Here is a 25,326-nt window from a genome sequence, read left to right on the forward strand (position 1 = left end):
AGGAAAAGCTATGCTGACTAAGCAAACTTTTATTGCATTAGCCGCGGTATTATTGCTAATTCCCGTTACAACAACGGCAAAAGATTATACTCATTCAGACATTATTGAGTCATTTACGGTGTCACCCGCGTTGACCCGTGTTTCATTATCGCCAAACGGAGAACGTATTGTCATAATGCGTTCGACTAGTAAAGATGGTGACTATATTGTAGAAGTAAGAGAAACAGCGAATCTAAAGAAAGATCCGGTTTTATTTGCGTCTGATAAAATGGAAATGCAATCTGTTTCTTGGTTAAACGATGAATTATTATTGATTGGCTTTCGCCAAAATATTCAAGACGGTAATAGAAACTATTGGGTGAGTAAGTCAGGCATTGTCAATGCTGACGGTAAAGGCAAATGGAGAATACCTTTCCCGAAAGACAATCAAGCTAGTTTTAGTGTGGTATCAACCATGCGCCAAGACAAAGAACATATTTTATTGAATTACGATATTAACAACAATAGATATCCTGATGTCATTAAATATAATATATACACTGGACGGACTCAAACGGTGTTTCGCGGGAATAGTAAATTTTCCAGTGGCTTAAGAGCCGATTATGATGGTGTTATCAGAGCCGCCTCTTCGTATGATTTGGCTGAAAATAGCTTTGACCAATATGCCAGAATCGATAAAGACAGTGAATGGCAATTAGTCTTCAAAGATAGAGCAGAAAACAGAGAAAACCTTAGTTTTTTAGCGTTTTCTAAAGAAAAACCTGAAGAACTTTATGTGCTTGCTAATAGAGGCCAAGATACCGCAGGTATCTATATTTACAATCTAAAAACAGAAGAATATTCTGAGCGTTTATTTGGCTTAGAGTCTGTAGATGCAGGCGGTGTTATTCTTAGTAGCAAAGAGGCTGACAGAGGCACATTATTGGGTTTTTCTTACACGGCTAAAAATCCTAGCGCGGTTTGGTTAGACGAATATGAAGAAGGCCTACGAGAATCTGTAAAGGGTGTATTCCCGGGTAAACAGGTGTTTTTCAACAGTCGTTCGGAAGACGATAATCAAATCGTACTATATACAGAAGCAGACAAAGACCCAGGAACTTATTATCTCCTTTCTAATAAAAAAGATTTACAAGTGATTGGTGAACGTAATCCGCTAGTCGATCGTGATCTTCTCGGTTCGGTTAAATATATAAAATATAAGGCTAGAGATGGCCTAAAAATTCCGTCTTACGTGACTATTCCGGTAGTAGGCAAAAAACCTTATCCGCTAGTTGTGATGCCTCATGGCGGTCCTTGGGTTCGTGATGAAATAATTTATGATGAGTGGGCACAATTACTAGCTAGTCATGGCTATATGGTATTACAAGCTAACTACAGGGGCTCAACAGGATACGGTTTAAACCATTGGAAATTGGGTGACAATCAATGGGGTATGACAATGCAGGATGACCTCGATGATGGCGCAAAATTCTTGATCGATAGAGGCCTAGCAGACCCTGACAGAGTCGGAATATTCGGTTGGAGTTACGGTGGTTATGCAGCCTTTGCGGCTTCTGTGAGAGAGAATGGTCCATTTGCTTGTGCTTTAGCCGGCGCAGGTGTAAGTGACTTGGATAGAATAGGCGCTTCTCTATTTAACCAAGGTCGTTACGGTAGAATTTTCCAAGGTAAAACGGTATCTGGTGTCTCTGCTTTGCAGCGTGCAGAGAAGATTACGATGCCTTTGTTTATTGTGCACGGGTCTATTGATCAACGAGTGCCAGTTGAACAAAGTCGGATTATGGTTGATAAATTGAAAAAGATTGGTAAACCTCATACCTATATGGAATTAGAGGGCGCGGATCATTTCTCTAATACCTTGTATTATCGTCACAAAGCGGAGTTTTACCCCGCCATGATAGACTTTTTCGACAACAAATGTTGGGACAAAGTAGAAGTGGCTCAAAACTAACTGTAGAAACAATAGAAAGTTAGCAATTAATAATTGCTGAAAAGTAAAGCTGGGACAATGTTCCCGGCTTTTTTGTTTAGTCGAGTAACTATTAGCATGAAAAACAATATGTATGTGTTGACGGAATTCAATTCAGCTCATTTTTTACAGGAATTTTGGCAAAAAAAGCCCTGTGTGATTAAGCAATTTATAGGCAATTTTGAGGACCCTATAGATGAGCATGATCTTGCTGGTTTGGCACAAGAAAACGGTGTAGACAGCCGTATTGTTAGTAAAAACATTCAGGCTGATGGAAGTACCGATTGGAGTGTTGAGCAAGGCCCATTTGTTGACTATTCTGAAATATGTAAAGGTGCATGGTCTTTGTTGGTTCAAGGTGTTGATAAATGCATACCGGTGATTGAGGAATTGACTGAATCTGTGGCTTTTATTCCATATTGGCGTATGGATGATGTAATGGTCAGTTTTTCTACTGCACAAGCTGGTGTTGGCCCTCATATAGACGAATACGATGTTTTTATTGTGCAAGGTAAAGGTTCTCGACGTTGGCAGGTTGGCTTGCCAAGCGAAAACGAACAAGAAAACCTCATGCCACATCCTTTACTAAAACAAATAAAAGGTTTTGTTCCGGTAATCGATGAAATACTAGCGCCGGGAGATGCGGTTTATATTCCGCCAAAACATCCACATAATGGGCTTGCGCTAGAGAATTGCTTAAATTATTCAATTGGATTTAGAGCCCCGACTGACCTTGAAGTGCTGACAGCGTTGCTGGATGAAGAAGATTTAAGTGGTGAACAAACACGCTATTCTGATCCTAATTTAAGTACTTTGCGCTCAATCGATGCGCCAAGTGGACTGGTGTCAAACTCAGAAGTACTGCGCATTAAACAGCTAATCGTAAACCGTTTGAGCAGCGATACGCTCGACAATATATTATTGAAAAGTTTATCTCGTCAACAATTACCCTACATAGAAGCTTCTACTGAATATTTAATGCATGACCTTATTTTATTGTGTCAACAAGATACGATTATTGAAAGAATGCCGGGGGTGCGTCCTTTGTATTCTGAGCAATTAAGAGAGGAAGGTTTTACATTTTTTATTGATGGGCATAGCTTTTGTGTTGAGAAGACTCTGCGAGCAAAGGCGCAAGCCTTACTTGAGCATAAATATACCAAGATGAATTTAGATAGCGATAACAGTAATGACAAACAAGAGTGGCACAATTTGTTGCTGGAACTGATTAATCTTGGTTATTGGCAGCCAATACTTGATTAGCTGCCAGTAAACATTAATGCCTTAGCGCTCGACTTTTTAAGGGTGCTAACAACAGATAAAAAATCCAAGCAAACCAAGAAACAAATATTACTGCTAATAACCAAGCTGCTTTCTCACCGCCTGAAGTGCGGTCTGAAGCAAAAATAGCGACCACTGGAATTAACCAGATAAAAGCGGCGATAGCACACAAGAAAAAGCCTAAAATAATTTCCATGATTTTACTCCTACAAAATGATTGAGTTATCCGAATTTAAGGATAACTACCAATAGCATAGTGTTATTAGTAATTTAGGATTGCAAATTAGGTGCCAAGTAAAAACGCCATATAAAACAACAAGATATGTTTAAGCCTATGTTGTTAGCATGTTTTACTTTAGCGAAAATAACTAACTCTTCGTCTATTTCGCACTGCCATTAAGGCGCAAACACTTGCGCCTTACATGTGCTGATCAAACATAATTACATTGCCATCAGGGTCTTTTAATATGCAATGAGCTGGTCCAGATTCTCCTTCAGCTTCAACATCCATAGCATGCCCTTTAGCTTTTAAATCGGCCTGTATAGCCCTAACATCAATAGGGTTAAAGGTCATAATGTTGTTTTCGAACATATCTTGAAATAGCCCTATTACGACCGTGTCTTTTTGTAATATCAACCATTTTTCTTCTATGCCACCACATTCTTCATGAGTTTTAAAACCTAAGTCCTCATAAAACGCTTTTGATTTCACAATATCTTTAACTGTCAAACTTACTGAAAATTGGCCTAAATCCATTATTTTATCCTTCTATTTTAGTTTTCAAAATAGCGGCACTTGCAAGAGTAAAAAACACCCCAATCACAAACACCGTCATAAACATGATAAACAAATAAAACACTTCGCTTTCCATCAACTCTGCATATGCACTTAGTTCTTGTAATTGCAGGTTTATTGTTTCAATGCTTGCGCCGCTTTCTCTAATTTGCTTTTCAGAGTATTGGATGTATGCCTCAATAAAATCCGGTTCAAGTACATTGACAAATAACCAGTTGTACACGGCAAACACAAACGAACCTATAAAACTAACCGCTCCACCTATTTGTAGACCTTTTACAAAAGTCATTGCTTGATTGGGCATAGAATCTTTGTACGCTTTAATAGCAAAATAAATACTCAGCGAACTGAGTATCATCACACTATAGCCAACAATCTCACTTTTTGTGTAATCTTCGCTTGAATTGCCTATCATCAAATAGCTTGCATAAAAACCGATTGCTAATGCGAGGCCATAGATAAGCCCATATTTGGAAATATACGTTTTCAAAATGTGTCCCTTTTTGTCAATTAACACTTTTATCATACCTTAGTTAATTTAATTGTAGGGGTGAAAAATGGGTGAAATAGCATATTTAGCTTATTTGGGAGGTGCTACAGAGATATAGCAAAAAATCTCATAAGGGATTGAATTTAATTAGAAATTATTTTCAGCTCTTTTGATTTAGCCACTGCTTGCGCTCTGTTCGAAACACCCAATTTACGATACAAGCTTTTTAAGTGTGTTTTAATTGTATTTACCGACACATAATTTGCATCAGCTAGGGCTTGGTTACTTAGACCTTCCATTAACCCTCGTAACATAGCTCTTTCTTGTGTGGTCAAAGCTTCTATTTCTGTTCTTTTTAATTCAGTCTGTGTACTCGATTTATTCTGTTTTTTCATTAGGCTATAACCAACAGCTAAACCAACCAACAAAAAGAAAGTCGCAATTAGACTTGAATACAGTTCAACGCTAAATTTGAAAGAAAACAACTGGTACTCAATTGTTTTTATAACAATGAGTCCAGCACTTAAAATTAAGCCATACTTAATGACAACAGGTAAACGACGTAATTTTGATATTATCTTTTTCATATCTAGCTCAAATTACACGCTACTTTCTGGCAACGTATTCACCCGCTAATACTCCTGTGCTTTTACCTTTATCAATAGCAAGTTGGCCATTAACAAATAAATATTCAACACCCTGACTCAATGTATTCCAATTTTGAAAATTAGCAAGTCCTCGGAAAGTGCTTGGATTAAAAATAACAATATCTGCCTTGTAGCCGTTTTTGATATACCCACGTTCTTTAATGCCTAAAATAGATGCTGTTTTACCCGTGCTTCTATGGATAAAGTCGGCTTCAGAAATCAATTCAAGTTCTTTCACATAATGATGATACTTACGCGGAAAACTCGCATATTTCCTTGGATGACCATTGGTTCCATCAGACGATGTTACTACCCAGTCTTTTTGCATAAAGGCTTGAATGTCGTCATCTTGCATATTGAATGACGCTACCCGTGTGCGTCTACTTTCTTTCACCATTTTGACAACACTGTCAACTTCGGATGCTTGCCATAGTTGACCAAGCTGAGCTAAGGTTTGTCCTTCCCAACTTGAGTCCTTAGCAGCGGTAATTAACAATCTATCGCCGCCGCCCCTACGACGGATATTATCGGCAATTTGTAGATTGATTTTGGACCGTAAATTAGGGTCCTCAAGACGAGCCAAAAACGCGTCATTTGAATCTGCCATCGCCCATTTGGGAACCAATGCGCTTCTAATATTTGTGCCTGATGCCTGCCATGGATATTGATCAGCGGTAATGCGAGTGCCTTTTTCTTGTTCTTTTTCGATAAGCGTAATAGCTTGTTTGCTTTGCCCCCACACATCTACGCCAAGCGCCTTTATGTGGGCAACATGTAAATGGATATTAGCCGCTTTTGCAATATCAATGGCTTCTTGTAGTGCAGGAATAAAACCTATATTAAAGGTGCTCTCGTCGCGTAAATGTGTATCGTAGATACCGCCGTGTTTAGCAGCAACTTTGGCTAAAGCAATCACTTCGGATGTTTCAGCATAACTACCTGGCACATAATAAAGGCCTGACGAAAGTCCAAGGGCGCCTTGTTGCATAGCGGTCTCTAGCAACAATTCCATCTGCTTAAGTTCATTTGTTGTAGAAAAACGTTTTTTGGTACCCATTACAACCTCTCTGAGGCTACCATGGCCGACAAAAAAGGCATAATTAGTGCCAATACCATTCTGATTTAGGCCATTAAGAGCTTCAGCAATATCTACCGGACCGCCGCCGTCGTTACCGTTTACTACCGTTGTGACACCTTGGAATAAATAGTTCAGGTTTGAATTTAAGTCTTTGCTTTTTAGTTCGCTGTGGGAGTGCGTATGTGGGTCTATAAAACCAGGACTCAAAATAAGGCCTTTAGCATCTATGCGCATAGCATTATTTATTTGTGAGTGCGACAGCTTTGAAATATCACATATTCGAGCGTCGCATATTCCGATATTTTTAGTGTCAGGCGGGTTGTCACTGCCGTCGTATACCAAGGCTGATTCAATAATATAGATTGCTCTATCAGATTCAGCATAAGCTACGTCAAACGCCGTCAGCAATAAGAGAAGTAACGCGATACGAATCATAGAGGTACTTTCGTTTATAAAGATTTAGTACCAGACTACTCCGCAGAAATGCTCGTGTAAAGTTCTGCTAATTATCAATTTTGGGGAGGGTTAAACTCATGATCCTATAACTAGAGCCCAAAGCAATTAAACTTAAAATAGTAAACACTACAGAAATAATAGCTTTATTCATCGGCATCGACATAGATGCGACTACAATACCCAACATCATAATGGTCGACACCAGCATAAATGAAAAATAATTAGCAAGGCTGATTTTATCCTTAATTATTAGTGACATGTTTGCTCCTCAACAATAGCTTTATCTTTTCGTTTTTGCTTAGCTATTTGACTAAAAGTACCTATACCTAATTACAGATATCGGCACTTTTAGAATGAGACTTAATTTTTGATAAAATTTAGCTTGTTAACTATGCGCCCACGGGCTTGAGTTCTCTTGGGTATTCTGTTGTTGCTCACTTTCTAGTTGACCATTTCTTTGTTGAATAGAAACCTCGCTAGTTTTTTTTGAGCCAGTAGGTTTTGCTTTATTAAAAGGGCTGCTTTTTTCATCAAAACGGTTGATGGACTGTGTATCACGCACGTTTTTTTGAACCGTAATAGCCGCAAATAAACTCAAAATATATGCCATACCAAACAAGCCTTTTTCGCTTAGTAGCAATTCGGCGTTGTATAGTCCAACACATAACAATGCGATGGCGCTTCCAGCGGCAATCCATGCCATTATATGATAAATCTTCGATGTTTTTATGCCTTCTACTTTATCACGAACCGACTTTTGTACTGAGACTGCAGAAAACAAACCGAATAATAGAGATATTAAATAATAACCTTTTTCGTTTAACATCATGTCGGCGTTTACCAAGCCTATGCAGTATGACAAACTGCCAATGAGCAGTGTTGCTAGTGCTGCTATTCGAAACGCCTTTGTAGGGCCTTCAACTCTTGTTGTATTTTCATTGTGTAAAGTATTCATAAAATTTATTCCTTAAAAATTTGATTCAATATTTATAGAGATGACAATCCAGTAACATCAAGTGCATAGGGCTTATTTGGCTTGTTGCTTGGTCTTAAGGTTGCTACTTGCTCCGACAAGTCAAATTTATCTAAGTAGTTTGCAATACTAGTGAAAGTCGCTGTTTTGACTCGCCCTTTATGATCACGAGTAGTGATGTCGTCCATGAAAGTCGCGCCAAGAAATAACTTAAAGCGGCTTGTATGGACTCGCTGTGCATCAAAATGCGCGCTCGTATTTAACTTTATTTGTGCTGTATTAGTAGTGTTGTATATTGCCGCGTTAATGACATCTAAGGTATGTTCTGTGCAATTTTGATACATACTATTAAAAGGGCTTGCCAGCACTGAGTATTTTGGGTTGTGTAATGTCTTATTTTTGCCTTCGTTAATAGCCGCAATTAATTTACTTTGCAGGGCAGGAGTTGGTATCACAATACCTGCTTTTAACTCATATGCTCCCCAAAAAAAGTCGACAGGGTAGTCTGTCATCAAAACGCTTCTGCTTTTATCGTCACTGTCTTGATAAAGGTTGTGTATAGCGTAACCGTTGACTATTTCGCCGCTTTGCAAGGTAATTGCTGAATATACTGCTATAGCAGTATGCGTATATTGAATCCCTTTAGGCAAATCTTCGGCTGGGCGGCCCACTCTGGCAATAATGAAAGCACGTGCACCTTTCGATGCGGCATATTTTTCTACAGACTTCGCAAAAACTGCGATTTCTTCGGGTTGATGCATAGCACTGGGCGTCTGTTGACTACCAGCGTGCGCTGACCCTGAATTAAGTGCTGCAAAACTAACACTGAAAAAAGTGACAAGGCACAAAATGACTGATTTGCGGTTCATAAGATGCTTCCTTAATATTAATTGAGCAGTTATTGCTGATTAGTGCTCTGCTTCAGTGATGGTCGTTTTTTTGGTTTTCACGGTGGTTTCTTCACTTGTATGCGTTATGATTTTCTCATCCTTTTTTACTGTAGGCGTTTGCATCACAACATTTGGTGCTGGGTCGGCGGTAATAGTGATTTCAGTGATTACAAGTGCCTTATTGTGGCCATGATGATGTCCCGATACATTTTGCGCATTGTTAGCTAAAGACTCGCCAGCAGAGTTGACAGCGCTGCCGGCAGCTAAACTCAGTCCGCCAACAACTAATACAGGTGATGCCACCACAGCACTGCTTACTTTGGTAATCGAACCCACGCCATCGGTAATAGCCAAAACGCTATGTTTGCTTGCTTGGCCACTATGTTCGACAGAACCAGCTTCGGCAAAAGAAGGCAGGCTCAAGATAGATAAGCTAGCAAGCACTACGATTTTTTTAATATTCATGATGTTTCCCTTTTGTTAAAACACGCATTAACATTAAACACTAGTATTTTTATTGTAAACCTGAATGTGTGATGTATACTTTTACTTAACTGAAAGTATATTATTTGTATACTAAATTGATTTAGATACGTGATTTACAAATGCGCAAATACAAATACGGAAATACAATTAAGTAAAATACAAATAAGTCACATACGAAAAAGCGAGTAATTTATTAGCCAAATAGCCCAAGTTAGCGACACTTTGAAACGCTTGTTAAAACAACATCAGCTTACATACAAAGATATCGCCTTAGCCCTCGATATGAGCGAGGCAAATATTAAGCGTATTTTTTCAACTCACAGTTTTACGCTTGAACGTTTAGAACAAATTTGTGAGCTGATTGGTATTTCATTGGTTAACTTGTTCAGCATTGCTCAACAACAAAGTAAAAAAATCAGCCAGCTTACCGACGAACAGGAAAAACAGCTTCTTGCTAACCCCAAATTATTATTGATCGCAGTTTGCGTTAGAGATGGTTGGACTTTTGAAGAAATTATCGATTATTACGATATTGATTCTTTTGAATGTATTCAATTGCTGGCGCAGTTAGACAAAATAAAAATTATCGAATTGTTGCCTAATAACTTGTATCACTCACTAATTGCACAAGATTTTAGATGGATACCAGGAGGGGCCTTAGAAACATTTATGCAGCAAGAAGTCATGGTGAAATTTATGGCACCTAAACAAAATGAGCCTTGGACCTTTCGATTTTATTTGCGTGGACGCTACTCGCAAACATCGGTAGATATTATTCAGCGTAAGCTTAATCAAATCACACAAGAGGCAGCACAGTTAAATCAAGAAGATCAATCTTTGCCTTTGCATCAGCGTCAGCACATGGGATTGTTGCTAGCCATGCGTCCGTGGGAACCTTCGTTATTTGAAAAAATGAAACGAAATAAATAACTTAAGATGTTTGGTAACATTTGCTAGCATGTGATTGCAAACGCAATTATCAACAGACTCTAAAGTCGAAGGATAAATACAATACGTGAAAGGCCTACACCAATTCACTCGTCAAACTAGAAAAGCTCATCGCTATTTAATGGCAATAGTCGGTATCCAGTTATTTATATGGGCGGCAAGTGGCACTTATATGGTGTGGTTGAATATTCATAGCATTCATGGTGACGAATGGCTGCAGTCACCCCCTGTGCTAACAGGGCTCGGACCACAGAGTTATCCTATTTCTGAATTAGCCATTGCTTTCCCTAAAGCGACTAATATTAAGCTAAAAATGTTGGGCGATAAGCCTGTTTATTTATTCAAGCAGTTTGCTCAAACAATAATGCTCGATGCGACAAATGGAGAAAAAATCTCACCATTGTCATCATCTGAAATACAAGAACTTTTGCCTTTTGTCATTGACAAACCCCAGTCATTTTTTGATAACAATATAAAAAACATAAACTTACTTACAGATTCTGTACCTGAAGAGATTAGCGGACGAAGCCTACCATTGTGGCAAATTGAATTAAAAGACTGGGATAGCACCACTATTTACATTGGTCAAAATAATGGTGAAGTAGAATATGTCCGACATAACAGATGGCGCATATTTGATTTATTTTGGCGGCTGCACATCATGGATTATTCTGAGGGCGAAGATATTGGCAACAACTTACTCATTTTCGCCACAGTCTTATCTTTTATAGCGGTATTAGCCGGTTTTGTTTTGTTAACGCTTCGCTTGCGTTTATACACAGTCACAAGCAGATTGACATCAAAAATAATAAGGCCAAATCAGAGTATTAGCTATACATCTCGAATACAAAACTTCATCAAGAAAACTCACAAGTGGTTTGCCTTGATTGTATTGATTCAACTGTTAATTTGGATGGTAAGCGGCTTTTTATTAGGTCAAGTAGACTACGATTTAGCATCGGGTAAGGCAACAGCAACTTGGGTTCATGAAAAGCCTAAAACATTTTTGAATACCGAAAAATTAAGTCACACAAGTCTATTAAACTTACTGGATATATCTGAACTTGTGCAAGTTGTATCATTGCGTGAGCGTGATAATCAATGGTTGTATCAGCTTCAATATAAAAAAGGTCGTCACTCTTATTGGCCTGCCTATTTTGAATTGTTCAATACAAGTACTGGCGATGCCGAGCCACTTAATGAACAAATGCTTGTTGAATTAGCTTGGCAAAGTATTGATCGGGACTACAAAGTCTCAATGGCACAAGAAGTCACTCAACAATCGCTTGATCCTGTGTTACTTGTTCCCCCCATCGATGATTTACCTAATGAATACAATAGGGTATGGCAAGTTAAATTAGCTGACCATCACAATACAGCGATTTACTTTAATGCCGACAATGGCGATTTAATTGCACACGTTAACGATACTACTCGATGGCGCAACTTGTTACTAATGCTCCATTTTATGGATTATTTACCGCATAACCCGAAGCAAGGTGCGTTTAATAATGTCTTTATTAAAACAATGTCGATATTCGCGCTTGCGCTCAGCCTTTCGGGTTTAGCTTGGTTGTTATCATTATTGTGGCTATATTTACGTCAAGACCGCGGTTCAACTTTATTGCTCGACTCACTTATAGCTTCTAAGCAGTTAACCACCGCTAATTGTGGTGGAGGTGGCACCTGTGGGCGTTGTACTTTCTTGTCCTCTACACCGCCTGAGCCTAACGATAGAGAAAAGGCACTATTATCCCAAATTGAGCTTGATCAAGGTGTACGGTTGGCCTGCCAACATAAGGTCAATGGAGTGTCAGGTGTTAGCGTTTATGTTAAATAGTAAAAAAAAGTATTAAGAAAATAGAACTATTTATTGAACACACTCGACATTACTACCAAGAGAATAAAAGTGGGTGAATGTTAGTGTTTTCTCAAAGTGACGAGAAGCTGGTTGAAAAAGCCTTAAAAGGTAATAAAAAAGCGTGGTTTACTTTGCTATCACGGCATGAGACCGCTATTTACAATTATGCTGTGCGCATGACGGGTAGCAGTGACGACGCCAAAGACCTTTTGCAAGAAATCTTTTTATCAGTATTTAATAGCCTACATAATTTTCAAAGTTCAGGGTCGTTTAAGGGCTGGATTTTTAAAATAGCGCATTACAGGTGTATGGACTTTTTTAGGCGTAGACAGCCAAATATTAGTTTAGATGAAGCGCCTGATATTCCTGAATCTCACTATCAATATTCTCCCGAGTCGTACATGCAAGCACGTGAATCTAAACAAGATATACATCGCGCAATGCAGAGTTTACCGATTAATCAACGATTGGTGGTAGAACTAAAATTTTTTGGCCATTTCACCTTTGATGAAATTGCCGAGCAACTAGGTATTTCACCTAATACGGTTAAAACACGTTTGTATGCTGCTCTGGGAAAACTAAAGAGCGGTATGGAGGTAGGGCATGTCTGAAGAAGAGAAAATTAAACTATTAGCAAGTTGGTTAGAAGGGCGTTTAGGGCCTGAACAACAGAAGCAATTTGAGCAAGTCTGTTTACAAGATAAGGAATTTGCCAAACAGGTTGAGAGAGCAAATACATTTAGCTTAATGAGTGAAACTGATGAGGCAGAGCCGGCCCCCGACTGGCATCGTGAAGCAAGTTTCAATTTTAAGCCCAAAGTAGCTTGGTGGCAGTGGCAAGGTTTGCCGCTTGCTTCAATGGCATGTTCAGTCTTTGCAATTTTGTTGATTGTTACAGGATTTAATATGGAGTATCAGCAAGGACGATTTTCATTTGGATTTGGAAAGGGTTTATCACCTTCTGAAATTGAAAATATAGTCGCTGCGAAAGTCGATAAAGAAGTTAGCCAGAGAGTGAATGATTACCAGCAAGATAATCAAGCATTATTAGCTCAATACCTTGACGCTTTGCAAGACCAACAACAACAAAGCAGTTCCCAATTAACAGAATATGTTTTGACGTCCAGTAGGCAAGAACGCCGTGAAGATTTTGCTGAATTTATCAAGTTTATTAATCAGCAACGTCAAGACGATCAAGTATTTTATGCGCGTCAAATTAGTGAATTACAAGATGAAATAAGTGCAAGTACGGGGCAATTTTCAAACCCTATTGTGCCGGTTTCTGCGCTTTCAATTAATAATGAATAAGAGGTAATGACAATGAATATTTTTACTAAGTCAACTACAGGCAATACAGGACCATTTATTACAAAATCAAGCAACAAAAGACTAGGAGCGGCAAAATGGGCTTTATTGTTAACCAGTTTATGCACTACCAGTTTTACCTTTGCGACAGATTTTAAAGAAATTGCTAAAGAACTAGAGATTATGGATAGCGTATTAAGTACGTCATTAAAGCAAGAGAATAAAGATCAATCGATTCAATTTAGATCGCTCACCGCTCAGTATTTAGCTAAGCAGGGTGTAGTATTTGAGATAGCGACTTCTCAATCTGTAACCCGGTTTCGTGCATTTTTTGATGGTAACTCGGCTCCTTCAAGTCCGCCTGAGTCACCTGCTTTTCCTGCAGTATTATCGCGTTCAGAAAGTCGATTGTTAGGGGAACAGCAAGTAGCGATCGCAAGGGGCTTAGAAGAAAAACAAATGTTAGCTTCTGAAAACTCAAGCAATCGTATTCGTGAAGTACAACAAACCATGCGCGATACTGAGTGGCAATTGCGTGATTATCAACGCCAACTCAGAGATTTGAATTTTGAGTTGAGGTCGGCTTCTGAGGAAAGAAAAAAAGAAATCAAAGAAATGACAAAAGCGCTAGAAAAAAAAGCGAAAGAGTTTACACAACAACAGAAAGAATTAAATGCCAATGCCAATAAGTTGAAACTAGAGATGCAAAAGAAACTGGAAGAACAACAAAAAAACGAGATTGCCGCTAGTAAGTTGTTTTTGAGTGCCTTTGAACAAGATATTGCTGATAATTTGTGTCGGTTTGGTGGTGGCTTGCGTGCTTTGCCTGAAGATGAGAATGTGAGTTTTGTACTCAGCAATTTTAATGCTTCTACCAATTGGGAAAGTAAAGACCGGATTTATGTGTTTCCGCTTAAAGAAATTAAGCGTTGCGTACAAGATAAAATTAAAGTGAAAGAGTTGTTAGCCAAAGCGACGGTTTACGATTTTTAAACTAAATTACCGGACCAACTCATGCTAATTTGTATTGCACAAACAAACTCGAAAACGGGACAGATTCAGGAAAATATACATAATCACTTGCGCATGATAACTCGTGCTATAGATGAAAAAGCTGATTTAGTTATTTTCCCTGAATTATCCATTACTAATTATGAAACTGAATTAGCACAAAATTATGCAATGGATATTCAAAGCGCACTGTTTAATCCATTTCAAACCCTCTCAGACAACAACAATATTAGCATAGTGATAGGTGCACCAAAGCAAAGTGATGAAGGCTTAAATATCAGTATGTTTATTTTTAGCCCTAATATGCACAGAAGAGTTTATTCTAAACAAATTTTGCATGAAGATGAGCTTCCTTACTTTGTGTGTGGAAAAGAGCAAGTCATTCTTAACATAAAAGATAAAAAAATAGCGCTTGGAATATGCTATGAAACCCTTCAACGCGAGCATTTTTTGAATGCGTTTAACAAAGGCATTAATGTATATGTTGCAAGCGTTGCAAAATCGAAACATGGCGTGGAAAAAGCGCACAACCATTTTGCCAATATTTCAGGCGAATTTAAGACGCCCATATTGATGTCAAACTGTATTGGTGTGTGCGACAGTGTTATAAGCTGTGGGCAAAGTGCCGCATGGAATCAAAGTGGTCAACTTATTGCTAAACTTGATGATAAAAATCAAGGGGTGCTGATTTTCGATACTGAAACAGAACAAACAAATTTACTGCAAATTAGTGTCTAATAGAAACAGAAAATGAAACCAAATTGGCAACTGTGCAATTAATTGCGGCAGTTGCCCAGACAGAATATCGATGCAAAATGCTGTTTATTGAGGGGCAGTTTTGGGTCCAACAACATGAAACCTAGTTTGTCTTCCGGCAGTATAGATCACACGTTCTCCGTCAAACATGGCAACCTGTTCTAGTTTTATTCTAACACCTTGCCCGTTCCACATAGGCAATTCGTAACGAATGTTCCCTTCTATAGCATAGGCTGTATTTGGATAAAGCGGCCAGTCACCACGAATAGGTGTTTCATCCTGGTTATCCCACATGCCAATGGTAGGCCCAGGAGCATGCCCAAAAAAGCCGATTGGGTGAGTATAAGTACTTGATTCTATCCCTTCGCCTTTTGCTTTGCGTTGTGTCTCGGCAAGGATCTGATTACCAGTCAATCCTGTTTTAAACGAGCTAGTGAGGTGATCTTGCCATTTGTTTCCTATAGCCAAAGCATCTTTTAAGTCTTGTGGTACATCAGATTCGCCTTGTTTGAGGACATAGCCCATTTCTTGAGTATCGGTACACAGTTTTAGATAGCAAATACCCACATCGGTGTGTAATACATCTCCAGGCTGAATAACACCGCTAGTAGCGCAAAATGGGTTATCACTCGGGCAATCTATGCCGGCGCGTTGCAAATTAACATAAGGCATAAACCATACTTGCAAGTCGAGTTCATGAAAGCGTTGGCGTATAAACCACGCTACATCTTCGGTAGTAGTCACCCCAGGCGTAATAACTTTAGATGAAAACCCCTCTGCAATGACTGCACGAGCAAGTTGGACAACGTGAGGGTAAACGGCTTGTTCTTCTGCAATTCGCGTTTCAACCCAACGCACGACTAACTCTTCAGCCGATACAAGACGTTTTTCGAGATCACTAGGTAAAACCTCAAGCAAACGTTTATGCAAGCCTTCGGTTAAACCGTCGGCTACAGGCCAATTTCTAGAGCTATTTATACCAATACGTTGCGGATCTAAGTCTTTAATTAATGCACCTAAAGCTTGCCATTGTTCATCTAAATCACCGCCTGACCAGACCGATTTATAGGGGACACCAAAGGGGTAAGTGTTTACTGACAATGCATCAACGGAGCCGTCATCTTTTAAATGATAGATCAGCATAGTCGTACGACGTGCAGCAAATACTGGCTGTGGTACTAACGAAAAGAACACCGGGTCTTCTGCATATTCTCGGGCCATCACTAACCACAAATCTATATTCGTTTCGGCCATCAACTTGGGTAATAATTTCTTAAAACGCTCATTCATCATCTGATTTTCAGGACTAACTCTTGATCTTTGATCAAGCACTGCCGCTGCTGCGGGGGCTGTTAACTGACTTTTGGCGATGGCTTGGGAAGAATTTGACGCCATACCGCTGACTAAAAGCATCATTACGACAAAAAGCCTAATGTGGAGTATATTTTTCATGTTAATCTCTAATCAATTATGCCTAAGTGAACACAGAGTATATGCAAGTGTGGCCGTCTCAATCAAGGTAATAGACACTATTCGAATAATAGCCTTCGCTTTTTATGGTTAGGTACTTTGATGCTCAGCGAGCTTTTGACTATGCCTTGCAGCCTCTTTTAAATGGTCAAGCATGCTGCCAAGCGCAGGCACTAATAGCATTTGTATGAATGTCCCTACAACGACACCAAAAGCTATCGCGGCAGCCATTGGAATCAAAAACTGTGCTTGTACGCTCTGCTCTAACATTAACGGCCCAACACCTAAAAAGGTGGTGATGGCAGTTAAAAAAATAGGTCTAAATCGACTTTTGCCTGCTTCAATCCAAGCTTGATTAGCCTCTACGCCATTATTTTTTGCCTCATTGGCAAAATCAACTTGCACTAAAGCACCATTAATAACGACACCCGCAAGCCCGACCAAGCCAAATATACTTAACATGCCAAGATACAAGTCCATCACCAAGTGCCCAATAACGGCACCAACGAGACCAAAAGGTATAGCTAACATTACAATAATTGGTTGTGAATATGACTTAAATGGAATGGCCAACAAGCTAAAAATAACCAGTAGTGCTAGCCCAAAATTACGCGCAAGTACGCTACCTACATCGCCCATCTCTCTAGCTTCACCGCCAAAATCAAATTGCACATCCGGCATAGTCGTGTGGATATTTGGTAATACTTCATCAAGCAGCAAGCCGTTAACTTGTTGGCTACTCACCATGTTTTGGTCGATATCGGCTGTAATCGTAATAATCCTATTGCCGTTGCGTCGATTAATGGTCGACGGGGCTATTCCTTGCGAAATAGACGCCACTTGCTCTAGAGGTATAAAGTCGCCACTTGGCGTTTGAATTCGATAGTCGTATAAGTCACTAATAAACTGCCGTTGTTCGTCGGGCAAACGCACATAAACTCTAACTTCGTCTCTTCCGCGCTGGACTCTCAATGCTTCATTGCCAAAAAATGCTGCGCGGGTTTGCAAAGCCAACATTTGCAAAGTAACGCCGTATTGACTAGCTTGGTCTTTTAAAGTGAGTTTAAATTCTCGTTTGCCTGCATTAAAGTCGTTACTAATATCAAATACACCATTAATATTACTAAGTGCTTGCTCGGTTTGATTAATTGCTTTACGCAAATTGCCATCAGAATCTGCTGATACTTCAACCTGCACGGCTTCCCCTAAAGACACCAAGCTTGAAGACACATTAATCTTCGCTCTGTCTTTAAACACTAAAAGTTGTTCTCGCCATTTAGCTTCAAACTCAGATGCACCAAACGAGCGAGAACTAGGTTCACTTAATTGAATAACAACAGAACCAATATTTGTTGTTGCAGCTTGTGCCGGGCCTCCTGGCGGACCTCCGCCTACTTCTTGTTCGCCAGCTAATCGTAGATAACCAACTATCGAGGTGGTGCTTTGAGATTTAGCGTCTAAAGAGTTTGCGACAGACAAACCTACAGTTTCAATTTTAGCTAGAAAGGTTTGAGTTATATCGAGCGAAGTACCTTCAGGCAACTCAACAGATGCTGTCACATAGTTTCCTTCAATTTGCGGAAAAAAGGAAAATTTGATAAAGCCGTTTGCTAAAATACCAATCGTCAATATCATAAGCGCTACAGCACTACTGATGGTGACAAACCAATGTTGGGTCGTAAATGTGAGTGCTTTATGTAACGGACCATCGATAAACTTTTTTAATTGATAATCGATACTTTCTCGTGCCTTGTCGAACGCTAAAAATATAAAATTACGAGGTGTATTTTTAATATCAATAGTTGCTAAATGGTGGGGGAGTATTAACAATGACTCGACCAAGGATAGCGCTAGAATAATAATCACAATGGCGGGAATGTCGGTCAAAAACTTGCCCAGAATACCGGGTAAAAAGAGCAATGGAACAAAGGCAGCAATAGTCGTTGCCACAGCAAATATAACCGGCGCCGCTACCCGAGTAGCACCATCGACAGCAGCCTGTATTGGTGATTTGCCTTTTTCGGCTTCAGCAAATATATTTTCACCGGTCACAATCGCATCATCTACTACTATTCCAATGGCTAAAATAAAGCCAAACATAGACAAGGAGTTAATAGAAAAGCCAAAAATCGACATTAAGGTAAAGGCTCCCACAAAGGAAACGCCAATTCCTACAGATACCCAAAGGGCTAGACGTAAATCTAAAAATAAGGCTAGGGCCAGGGCAACCAGCAAAATACCAATCCCTGCATTTTTAATCAATAGGCTGATACGCTGGTCGAGCTCTGTAGCATCATTTCGCCAAACTGATATTTCGACTGAGCTGGGTAAAGAGGGAATTAACTGCTCATCTAGATAGCGCTGGGTGTCTTCTACCACGCTTAAAACGCGTTCTTCACCAACGCGAAACACCTCAATGAAAACACTTTGTTTACCTTTAAATAATGCTTTTTTTGTGCGTGTTTGAAAGCCATCTTTTACGCTAGCAATATCTGTAATACGAACCACGCTACCGTTGTCGTTTACTCGAATGATAATTTCTTCAAACTGAGCTTGGGTTAAATTTCTACCTAAGGTGCGAATCAAAATATCTTCTTGAGCGGTATTAATATTTCCCGCTGGAAGTTCTAAGCTTTCGCGCCTGATGGCATTTGACACATCAATTAAACTAAGCCCGTAAGCACGAAGTTTTTCACGTGAAACCTCAATAGAAATCTCATAGTCGCGGGCGCGTTTGACTTCTACTAACGAGACATTTTGAAGAGCAACTAGATCATCTTTAATACTAAGTGCGAGTTCTTTCATAGACGTTTCGTCTAAATCACCACTTATCGCTAATTCTGCTACCCGCGTTTTGGCACTTTGTTGCGATACAATCGGTTCTTCAGCTTCATCTGGAAACACTGTAATTCGGTCGATTTCTGACTTCACATCGTTTAAAGCTTTACTAATATCGACATTGCGGGAAAATTCAAGGCGCACACTGCCACGGCCTTCAGACGCAACGGCTGTCATTTCAGTGACGCCTTCAATAGAAGAAAGTTGTTGTTCTATAGGTTGCACTATAGATTGTTCTATCTCTGTGGGTGACGCACCAACATAAGGTACTTCAACGTTTATAACTTCTAAAGTGAATTCGGGAAATGCTTCCTGTGAAACATTCGACATATTGACAACGCCGCCCACTAACAAAAAAAACATCAGTAAATTAGATGCAACAGGATGACGCGCAAACCACGCTACTATGCTTTTCACTTTTAGCTACCGTCGGCTTTGTTTTGTTGAGCGCTTGCTTGGACTCGCACAACGTTGCCAGGGAAAATATTGCCTGTTTCTGCAATAAGAACACACAGACTATCTAGTTGATTGAGTTCGGCGCTTATATAAGCAATGTTGCCGCTACTATACAAAATATGAACTTTGCTACTATAAATCTCACCTTGTTGTTTAGCATCAGGGGATACGTACCAAATACTCCCGTCAGACCTTATGCTACTTCTTGGCACCTCTAAATAGCGCATTTGCGACGAGACTGGTAAATACACCTTGGTAAACATATTGGCAAAAAGTGGCGGATTGATCATGTCTGTGCCAGTTATGTCGTTTTTTGAAATGCCAGATTGTTTAGGTTGTTCAACCCGCACAATCAGATTTATGGTACGGGTGTTTTGGTCAATACCGGGTTCAATACGCACAAGTTTGCCTGTCCATTGATAAAGTTGATTCGCAAAACTAGCTTCGACTCTGGCTGGGATATCAGGTAAATCTTGCTGATAAATATCGCCAAGCAAGCTAATTGCTTTTTCAGGAAAACTGGCCACTATTTCAAATGCATCATCGGCATATATTTCGGCGTAAACAATACCGGGTGATAAAACATTGCCTACACTCAGCGTTTCCCTTATTACTCTGCCCTTGTATGGCGCAATAAGACTAGTGCGACTTAAATTTAATTGCGCCGTTTTTAGGGCTGCTGATGTTTGAATTTTCCGTGCTTTAGCAGCGTCGAAGTTAGCTCTACCTTGGTCGAATTCTTGTTGAGAACTTAAACCATCTCGTTTGAGTTGGGTAGTGCGGTCTAGTTGTTGTTTGGCAAGCACTAGGTCGCTGTCAACGCTCTGTAGTTGGGCATTTAATTCATCTACACGAGCAGCAAAGACATCGGGGTTAAGCTGAACAAGCTTTTCATTTTTGGTGATAAAACCGCCCGATACTAAATTAGGGCTAATATATATGACTTCACCACTGACTTGCGCTTGCATACTCGTTGCCGTAATTGGTTTAGCAAAGCCCGATGCCGAAATCTCGAATGGCGTAGATTGCCAGCTTGCTTTGGTGGCTAATACCAAGGGAACTTGGTTTGTGCTTGCTTTAATTTCTGGTTCTTCTTTGAGTACCGACATCAACCATACAGCGCACAAACTTGTTGCAATAATAACAATACACACCAATAACCAAAAGATACGAGTTTTATTCATCACATTAGCCTAATGTCAGTATGGTGATTATATTTTGACGAATAACATGTTTAATTTTTTCAGTTTCTGCTTGACCAAAGCCGTCTATATTTAGATTTATCATTGCACTAACACGGCTCACTCTAAAAATAAGGACTTGGCCCATTATTGTTTGCGCCAAGATTGCATTTTCGAGGGTGTCAGTATTATTATTTTTTATTACGCCAATGAGTTGCGCAATAATATGGAGCATGGGATTTTTTAATAAAGCGTGATCAGGCACGGCTTCACCAAGCTGAAAACGTGTGATAAATCTTGCCCATCGCTCACTTTCTTCTGAATCAGGCACTAAAAGATCAACTGTATTCTCTACAATATGCAATAGTACTTCCAATGCTTGAGCGCCTTGATTGTTTGTGTCTTCTAGCACAGCGTTTGCTGCCTCTATATCAGCGTTTAGATGCTGCATTAGTTGCGATGAAACATAGTCTGCTACGGCTATGTATAATTTGTCTTTCGAGCCAAAATGATAATTGACCGCAGCCACATTTACTTTGGCTTGAGTACATACTTGACGTATAGAAACGTTGCTATAACCTCGCTGCCCAAACAAATCTAGGGCAATCAAAATAATTTGGTCTCGGCTACTAATATTTTCTGGATCGAGTTTAATTATCATCACAAGACGGTCCGTGAATGTTCAATATTATCGATAATAATTCAAACAATCGTTTAATTCAAACGTTTGTTTGAATTATTTGCAGTGATAGTAAATGTGAATTGAGCAAGGGTCGCGAATTATTTTTTCAGAGTCGCGTAGCTTTTTTTACAAAACAAAAACAATGCTAAGCTGATAATTCAGCTAGCTATGTTTAACATCTAAGAAGACTTTATACCTCTGAAATAGTGACTTCGGCTTTATCTTCCGATTCAACAACTAATTCACAATAACCCCAGTCTTGCGGCGTTGTGTAAGTAGTATTTTCAGCATAATCAAACTTAACGTTAAAACCGTCGCAACGTAATTCTGAGCTTTTGACCGGCGCTGACGTGCTTAGTGAAAAACTAGAGCGAGACAATATATAACGAGCAATTTCATTTTCTCTAATTTTGACCGTTGCTGTTAGAGGTTCAATTGAAACCAATTTGCTCTCGACTTCGTCTAACATAGGGCCAAGCTCTTGCACTAACTCAGCACCATATTCAGACTCTTGAATTTGATAAAACTGAAAACGCGCATCGAAATATTGGGCATTTTCAACATACAACTTGAATAAGTTTGCGCGTATTCTCGTTTGTAGCTTTGTTCCTTTATCAGTGCGAGGCCTGCCGGTTAATGCTTTTTCTAATGAATGTATTTTGTCATGAATAGACCCATCAGTGCGATTTAAATAGGCATTGTGCAATAACCATAATTGTCTTGTTTCAATGAAATTTGAAATATTTGCTTGGAATAGCAAGTCTGCAAATTCTGCAAACTCTTCGTATTTTTCGTCTTTTAGTAAACCACGTAAATGGCGATATGCTTTTTGAAAATTAGCTCTCATGGTGGGAGCAAGCTCTCGACCACTTGTTCTAGTTGTGTAATATATAAAATCATAGAATTGATTTTCTTGTGCAACTGGCGTCCCGTTTTGCATGGCCGGTGTAATTTCCCAATCCTCCATGTTACCTAGCACAAGTGCTTCGTATGCCTTAGTGCCGGTGGTCCTAACCAAATGAATATTGCTTGCTTTACCACTTGTGTCTACGTCGTAACGAACTGTTATGTGAGCGTCTAAAGCGCCTTTACGTGCTTTTGTTGGAAACCCTACTTCTGGCCGGAATGTTACTTTTGCTGGTGTATAAATCGCGCCTGTTTCTGCTAAGTCGATATTGGTTGTCGGCTGAGTTTGTGCAAAAGAAAAAGACGTGCCCATAGCAAGGCTAGTGATGAGTGCAAATTTTGAAAGTTTATTCATGTAAATTCTCTTCAGGATGACAACAGTGTTAGTGCTTTTTTAAGCTTTTGGTTCATATTTTTTTGTTGTGTATACTTGTTTCACCCAATCAGGTTACATGCATTTTGTTACTATAATTACTGATCTAAAGACTAAAATTGTAACAAAACATATGTACCTCGTAGTCACTGTTACAAATCACACAATTTATAAGCAGAGAAATTATTGAATAAACAAGGGCGCCTCTATCAGCAGTACTTTAGAAACGGTGAAATGCATCGAGCAGGCGCCGATGTGAGTTTTTCGGATGTTATCAAGGTGTTTGGGTTCAAGTCAGCTCAGGTAGGCAATTGGGTTAATAAAGAAGAACAACAAATAGCGGCGAATTTATTTTTTGATGCTTTATGCGATTTAATGGACATATTGTCGGTGCCTGAGCAAGTTATTTCGCTTAATGGGACTTTGTCACTTGGCTTTGGCGTTGGTGGAAATAAGTATGCTAGTGCTCACTATAACAGTGCGAAAAGGCAGTTAACTCTCGCTAAAAATGCCGGTGCGGGAGCATTAGCACATGAATGGTTTCATGCATTTGATCATTTTATAGCGGCAAAATTCTTACAGTCGAGTGAAGCACATCAATTTGCTTCTGAAAGATGGTTAAATAACAGCCCTGTGAGAAAACACCCTATTAATAATAATTTAGAATGTTGTTTTCAGCATATATTTTTAAAGCCTGATAGTGAGGATTTTAGCCAGTTGTTCGAAAAGAGTGTGGCCGCTGATAAGGCGGCAAAATCATTTTATTATTCTCGTCCACAAGAAATATGCGCCCGCGCATTTGAAGCATTCATTCAAGACCAGCCAATTAAAAACGCTTTTTTAGTGCAAGGTACCAAGCAATCTGCAGAAGCCAAATTAGGGCTTTATCCTGAAAAAACGCAACGCCAGTTAATTTCAGAAGACTTTATCCGTTATTTTACTGTACTGGGGAAAGCGCTACCTTAGCCATTATATGCAGGGCATCCGTCCCGCTATTGGGATTTACTCTCCAAAACTCATTCCCAAAATCGAAACTTATCCTTATTTTTAAATTTAACGAACATATAAAGCATTGAAATATATGATAAAAATATATGGCACAAGCTTTGCTCTAGTGTTTTGTAGAGTGACATTAAATATGCTTCAACATACCGATTAAGTGCAAAGCAATTACTGAAATTGTATGTGTAGTTTGACTATCTAGTTAAGGAAATTCATGGATATTGTTAGAACAAAATCAAATAAAAAGTGGAAATCGCTTGTTTTGATTTGCACTGCGCTTGTGATGGTAACAATCACTGTGTTGTATTGGTTTTTGTGGAGTGATAATAGTAGTTATATTGCAGACCGCGATACCTTGTTAATTAGTCAAGTACAAGAGGGCGAACTACTGGTTAATGTAAGAGGCATAGGTGTGTTAGCGCCACAAGATGTCCGTTGGATTGCAACCAATATTAGCGGCAAAATTGAACGTATATTAGTCAAGGCTGGTGCAATTGTTTCTGAAGGCGATGTGATCATGCATTTGTCTAACCCCTTGCTGATGCAAACTCTGGAAGAAACTAAATGGGAGCTGGATGAAGCTTATGCGCAGTCAAAGGCTCTGCGTGTTTCCTTAGAATCTGAAGTGCTTGACCAAGAAGCGCAAGTGATTAACGAAAAACTGAATTATGAGCGCTCGTTACTTACCCTCAATGCACAGAAAACCCTCATGAAGCAAGGTGTAAATGCAGTATCGGCTATTGATCATGAAGCCATAAAAATTGAAGTTGCGCAAAATAAACAACGATGGGAATTAGCTATAAAGCGCTTGGGTAAACAAAAAGAAAACGTTGATGCACAAATGTTAGCAAATCAAGCCCGTTTAAATCGCATGCAAAAAACCGTAGAGAGAGCAAAAGACCAGGTTGATAGTTTGACCGTGCGGGCCAGTATAGATGCTATTGTGCAAGAAATGCCAATGGAACTTGGTCAGCAAGTTAACCAAGGTACCAACTTAGCGCGCTTGGCCAAGCGTGGTGAATTTATAGCTGAGTTGCGAGTTCCTGAAAATCTTATTCAAGACGTACAAATTGGTCAAATCGTGGAGTTAGATACTCGCACAAGCAAAGTAAGTGGCGAGGTGCAACGCATCGATCCGGCGGTTGAAAATGGCGTTGTGCAAGTTGACATTGCACTTACCCAAACCGCTCCAAGCGAAGCCCGTCCAGAACTAACCATTGAAGGGATTATTCAAATAGCCAAAATCCCCAATGCACTCTTTATTCAGCGGCCAATGTTCGCAAAAAGTTATGGTGAAAGTTACGTTTATCTTGTTAACGAGAGCGGCAAACATGCGAGCAAGCATAAAGTCACTTTTGGCCAAGCATCAAATAATTTTATTGAAATTAAATCCGGACTTGCTAAAGACCAAAAAGTAATTGTGTCAGATGTAAGTGCTTGGGAAATGCATCAACAAATTCGAATCAATTAG

General features: G+C 39.5%; 23 protein-coding genes and 1 pseudogene. 10 read left to right on the top strand and 14 right to left on the bottom strand.

Going from position 1 to position 25,326, the window contains the following annotated elements; all coding sequences use genetic code 11:
* Positions 1-10 precede the first annotated feature (10 nt).
* Positions 11-1,951: an alpha/beta hydrolase family protein gene (locus RM552_RS15635; protein WP_311369812.1), complete on the top strand. Its 1,941-nt coding sequence runs from the start codon at positions 11-13 to the stop codon at positions 1,949-1,951.
* A 96-nt stretch (positions 1,952-2,047) separates the two neighbouring features.
* Positions 2,048-3,232 carry a JmjC domain-containing protein gene (locus RM552_RS15640; protein ID WP_311369813.1) on the top strand — a complete coding sequence of 395 codons (1,185 nt, stop codon included), beginning with the start codon at positions 2,048-2,050 and terminating at the stop codon, positions 3,230-3,232.
* A 13-nt stretch (positions 3,233-3,245) separates the two neighbouring features.
* Here the strand turns inward: RM552_RS15640 and RM552_RS15645 are convergent, their stop codons facing one another.
* From RM552_RS15645 to RM552_RS15685, 9 genes and pseudogenes are all read right to left on the bottom strand, one after another.
* Positions 3,246-3,446 carry a PLDc N-terminal domain-containing protein gene (locus RM552_RS15645; RefSeq protein WP_311369814.1) on the bottom strand — a complete coding sequence of 67 codons (201 nt, stop codon included), beginning with the start codon at positions 3,444-3,446 and terminating at the stop codon, positions 3,246-3,248.
* A 222-nt stretch (positions 3,447-3,668) separates the two neighbouring features.
* Complete coding sequence (locus RM552_RS15650; RefSeq protein ID WP_311369815.1) at positions 3,669-4,007, bottom strand: VOC family protein; 339 nt, start codon at positions 4,005-4,007, stop codon at positions 3,669-3,671.
* Positions 4,008-4,011: 4 nt separating this feature from the next.
* Complete coding sequence (locus RM552_RS15655; RefSeq protein WP_311369816.1) at positions 4,012-4,536, bottom strand: DUF4199 domain-containing protein; 525 nt, start codon at positions 4,534-4,536, stop codon at positions 4,012-4,014.
* 143 nt (positions 4,537-4,679) lie between these two features.
* Entirely contained in the window at positions 4,680-5,123 is a 444-nt protein-coding gene (locus RM552_RS15660) for a helix-turn-helix transcriptional regulator (RefSeq protein WP_311369817.1), read from the bottom strand.
* A gap of 19 nt (positions 5,124-5,142) precedes the next feature.
* Positions 5,143-6,696: an N-acyl-D-amino-acid deacylase family protein gene (locus RM552_RS15665; RefSeq protein WP_311369818.1), complete on the bottom strand. Its 1,554-nt coding sequence runs from the start codon at positions 6,694-6,696 to the stop codon at positions 5,143-5,145.
* Between the two features lie 67 nt (positions 6,697-6,763).
* Positions 6,764-6,976 carry a hypothetical protein gene (locus RM552_RS15670; protein WP_311369819.1) on the bottom strand — a complete coding sequence of 71 codons (213 nt, stop codon included), beginning with the start codon at positions 6,974-6,976 and terminating at the stop codon, positions 6,764-6,766.
* A 285-nt stretch (positions 6,977-7,261) separates the two neighbouring features.
* Positions 7,262-7,672 (bottom strand): annotated as a pseudogene (gene yiaA, locus RM552_RS15675) (inner membrane protein YiaA); the annotation flags it as partial.
* Between the two features lie 32 nt (positions 7,673-7,704).
* Entirely contained in the window at positions 7,705-8,559 is an 855-nt protein-coding gene (locus RM552_RS15680) for a DUF2145 domain-containing protein (protein ID WP_311369820.1), read from the bottom strand.
* 39 nt (positions 8,560-8,598) lie between these two features.
* The gene (locus RM552_RS15685) at positions 8,599-9,045 is read right to left on the bottom strand and encodes a hypothetical protein (protein WP_311369821.1); all 447 of its coding nucleotides are present in this window, start codon (positions 9,043-9,045) and stop codon (positions 8,599-8,601) included.
* Positions 9,046-9,258: 213 nt separating this feature from the next.
* Here RM552_RS15685 and RM552_RS15690 point away from each other — a divergent pair, with 213 nt between their 5' ends.
* The 6 genes from RM552_RS15690 to RM552_RS15715 all read left to right on the top strand — a co-directional run bounded on the left by RM552_RS15690 (position 9,259) and on the right by RM552_RS15715 (position 14,929).
* Positions 9,259-9,996: a helix-turn-helix domain-containing protein gene (locus tag RM552_RS15690; protein ID WP_311369922.1), complete on the top strand. Its 738-nt coding sequence runs from the start codon at positions 9,259-9,261 to the stop codon at positions 9,994-9,996.
* 85 nt (positions 9,997-10,081) lie between these two features.
* The gene (locus RM552_RS15695) at positions 10,082-11,854 is read left to right on the top strand and encodes a 2Fe-2S iron-sulfur cluster-binding protein (protein ID WP_311369822.1); all 1,773 of its coding nucleotides are present in this window, start codon (positions 10,082-10,084) and stop codon (positions 11,852-11,854) included.
* Between the two features lie 83 nt (positions 11,855-11,937).
* Positions 11,938-12,486 carry an RNA polymerase sigma factor gene (locus RM552_RS15700; protein ID WP_311369923.1) on the top strand — a complete coding sequence of 183 codons (549 nt, stop codon included), beginning with the start codon at positions 11,938-11,940 and terminating at the stop codon, positions 12,484-12,486.
* A complete protein-coding gene (locus RM552_RS15705; RefSeq protein ID WP_311369823.1) occupies positions 12,479-13,183 on the top strand; it encodes a hypothetical protein in 705 nt (234 codons plus the stop codon). Before RM552_RS15700 ends, RM552_RS15705 begins: the two co-directional genes overlap by 8 nt.
* 12 nt (positions 13,184-13,195) lie before the next feature.
* Positions 13,196-14,173: a hypothetical protein gene (locus tag RM552_RS15710; protein WP_311369824.1), complete on the top strand. Its 978-nt coding sequence runs from the start codon at positions 13,196-13,198 to the stop codon at positions 14,171-14,173.
* Between the two features lie 21 nt (positions 14,174-14,194).
* Entirely contained in the window at positions 14,195-14,929 is a 735-nt protein-coding gene (locus RM552_RS15715; RefSeq protein WP_311369825.1) for a carbon-nitrogen hydrolase family protein, read from the top strand.
* A gap of 84 nt (positions 14,930-15,013) precedes the next feature.
* Here the strand turns inward: RM552_RS15715 and RM552_RS15720 are convergent, their stop codons facing one another.
* From RM552_RS15720 to RM552_RS15740, 5 genes are all read right to left on the bottom strand, one after another.
* The gene (locus tag RM552_RS15720) at positions 15,014-16,399 is read right to left on the bottom strand and encodes a M24 family metallopeptidase (RefSeq protein WP_311369826.1); all 1,386 of its coding nucleotides are present in this window, start codon (positions 16,397-16,399) and stop codon (positions 15,014-15,016) included.
* 108 nt (positions 16,400-16,507) lie between these two features.
* The gene (locus tag RM552_RS15725) at positions 16,508-19,672 is read right to left on the bottom strand and encodes an efflux RND transporter permease subunit (RefSeq protein ID WP_311369827.1); all 3,165 of its coding nucleotides are present in this window, start codon (positions 19,670-19,672) and stop codon (positions 16,508-16,510) included.
* Between the two features lie 2 nt (positions 19,673-19,674).
* Positions 19,675-20,895 carry an efflux RND transporter periplasmic adaptor subunit gene (locus tag RM552_RS15730; protein ID WP_311369828.1) on the bottom strand — a complete coding sequence of 407 codons (1,221 nt, stop codon included), beginning with the start codon at positions 20,893-20,895 and terminating at the stop codon, positions 19,675-19,677.
* A 4-nt stretch (positions 20,896-20,899) separates the two neighbouring features.
* The gene (locus tag RM552_RS15735; protein ID WP_311369924.1) at positions 20,900-21,553 is read right to left on the bottom strand and encodes a CerR family C-terminal domain-containing protein; all 654 of its coding nucleotides are present in this window, start codon (positions 21,551-21,553) and stop codon (positions 20,900-20,902) included.
* 211 nt (positions 21,554-21,764) lie between these two features.
* Positions 21,765-22,835: an energy transducer TonB gene (locus RM552_RS15740; protein WP_311369829.1), complete on the bottom strand. Its 1,071-nt coding sequence runs from the start codon at positions 22,833-22,835 to the stop codon at positions 21,765-21,767.
* A gap of 204 nt (positions 22,836-23,039) precedes the next feature.
* Between RM552_RS15740 and RM552_RS15745 the strand changes: the two genes are divergently transcribed.
* Complete coding sequence (locus RM552_RS15745; protein WP_311369830.1) at positions 23,040-23,819, top strand: CLCA_X family protein; 780 nt, start codon at positions 23,040-23,042, stop codon at positions 23,817-23,819.
* A gap of 250 nt (positions 23,820-24,069) precedes the next feature.
* Positions 24,070-25,326: an efflux RND transporter periplasmic adaptor subunit gene (locus RM552_RS15750; RefSeq protein WP_311369831.1), complete on the top strand. Its 1,257-nt coding sequence runs from the start codon at positions 24,070-24,072 to the stop codon at positions 25,324-25,326.

Source organism: Glaciecola petra, from assembly GCF_031846345.1.
In the GTDB taxonomy this organism is placed as follows: domain Bacteria; phylum Pseudomonadota; class Gammaproteobacteria; order Enterobacterales; family Alteromonadaceae; genus Glaciecola; species Glaciecola petra.

What these genes read in the sequence shown, in the direction of transcription:
- RM552_RS15635 (WP_311369812.1), top strand. Translation starts at nt 11, where the DNA reads ATGCTGACTAAGCAAACTTTTATTGCATTAGCCGCGGTATTATTGCTA.
- RM552_RS15640 (WP_311369813.1), top strand. Translation starts at nt 2,048, where the DNA reads ATGAAAAACAATATGTATGTGTTGACGGAATTCAATTCAGCTCATTTT.
- RM552_RS15645 (WP_311369814.1), bottom strand. Translation starts at nt 3,446, where the DNA reads ATGGAAATTATTTTAGGCTTTTTCTTGTGTGCTATCGCCGCTTTTATC.
- RM552_RS15650 (WP_311369815.1), bottom strand. Translation starts at nt 4,007, where the DNA reads ATGGATTTAGGCCAATTTTCAGTAAGTTTGACAGTTAAAGATATTGTG.
- RM552_RS15660 (WP_311369817.1), bottom strand. Translation starts at nt 5,123, where the DNA reads ATGAAAAAGATAATATCAAAATTACGTCGTTTACCTGTTGTCATTAAG.
- RM552_RS15665 (WP_311369818.1), bottom strand. Translation starts at nt 6,696, where the DNA reads ATGATTCGTATCGCGTTACTTCTCTTATTGCTGACGGCGTTTGACGTA.
- RM552_RS15670 (WP_311369819.1), bottom strand. Translation starts at nt 6,976, where the DNA reads ATGTCACTAATAATTAAGGATAAAATCAGCCTTGCTAATTATTTTTCA.
- RM552_RS15680 (WP_311369820.1), bottom strand. Translation starts at nt 8,559, where the DNA reads ATGAACCGCAAATCAGTCATTTTGTGCCTTGTCACTTTTTTCAGTGTT.
- RM552_RS15685 (WP_311369821.1), bottom strand. Translation starts at nt 9,045, where the DNA reads ATGAATATTAAAAAAATCGTAGTGCTTGCTAGCTTATCTATCTTGAGC.
- RM552_RS15705 (WP_311369823.1), top strand. Translation starts at nt 12,479, where the DNA reads ATGTCTGAAGAAGAGAAAATTAAACTATTAGCAAGTTGGTTAGAAGGG.
- RM552_RS15710 (WP_311369824.1), top strand. Translation starts at nt 13,196, where the DNA reads ATGAATATTTTTACTAAGTCAACTACAGGCAATACAGGACCATTTATT.
- RM552_RS15715 (WP_311369825.1), top strand. Translation starts at nt 14,195, where the DNA reads ATGCTAATTTGTATTGCACAAACAAACTCGAAAACGGGACAGATTCAG.
- RM552_RS15720 (WP_311369826.1), bottom strand. Translation starts at nt 16,399, where the DNA reads ATGAAAAATATACTCCACATTAGGCTTTTTGTCGTAATGATGCTTTTA.
- RM552_RS15730 (WP_311369828.1), bottom strand. Translation starts at nt 20,895, where the DNA reads ATGAATAAAACTCGTATCTTTTGGTTATTGGTGTGTATTGTTATTATT.
- RM552_RS15735 (WP_311369924.1), bottom strand. Translation starts at nt 21,553, where the DNA reads ATGATAATTAAACTCGATCCAGAAAATATTAGTAGCCGAGACCAAATT.
- RM552_RS15740 (WP_311369829.1), bottom strand. Translation starts at nt 22,835, where the DNA reads ATGAATAAACTTTCAAAATTTGCACTCATCACTAGCCTTGCTATGGGC.
- RM552_RS15750 (WP_311369831.1), top strand. Translation starts at nt 24,070, where the DNA reads ATGGATATTGTTAGAACAAAATCAAATAAAAAGTGGAAATCGCTTGTT.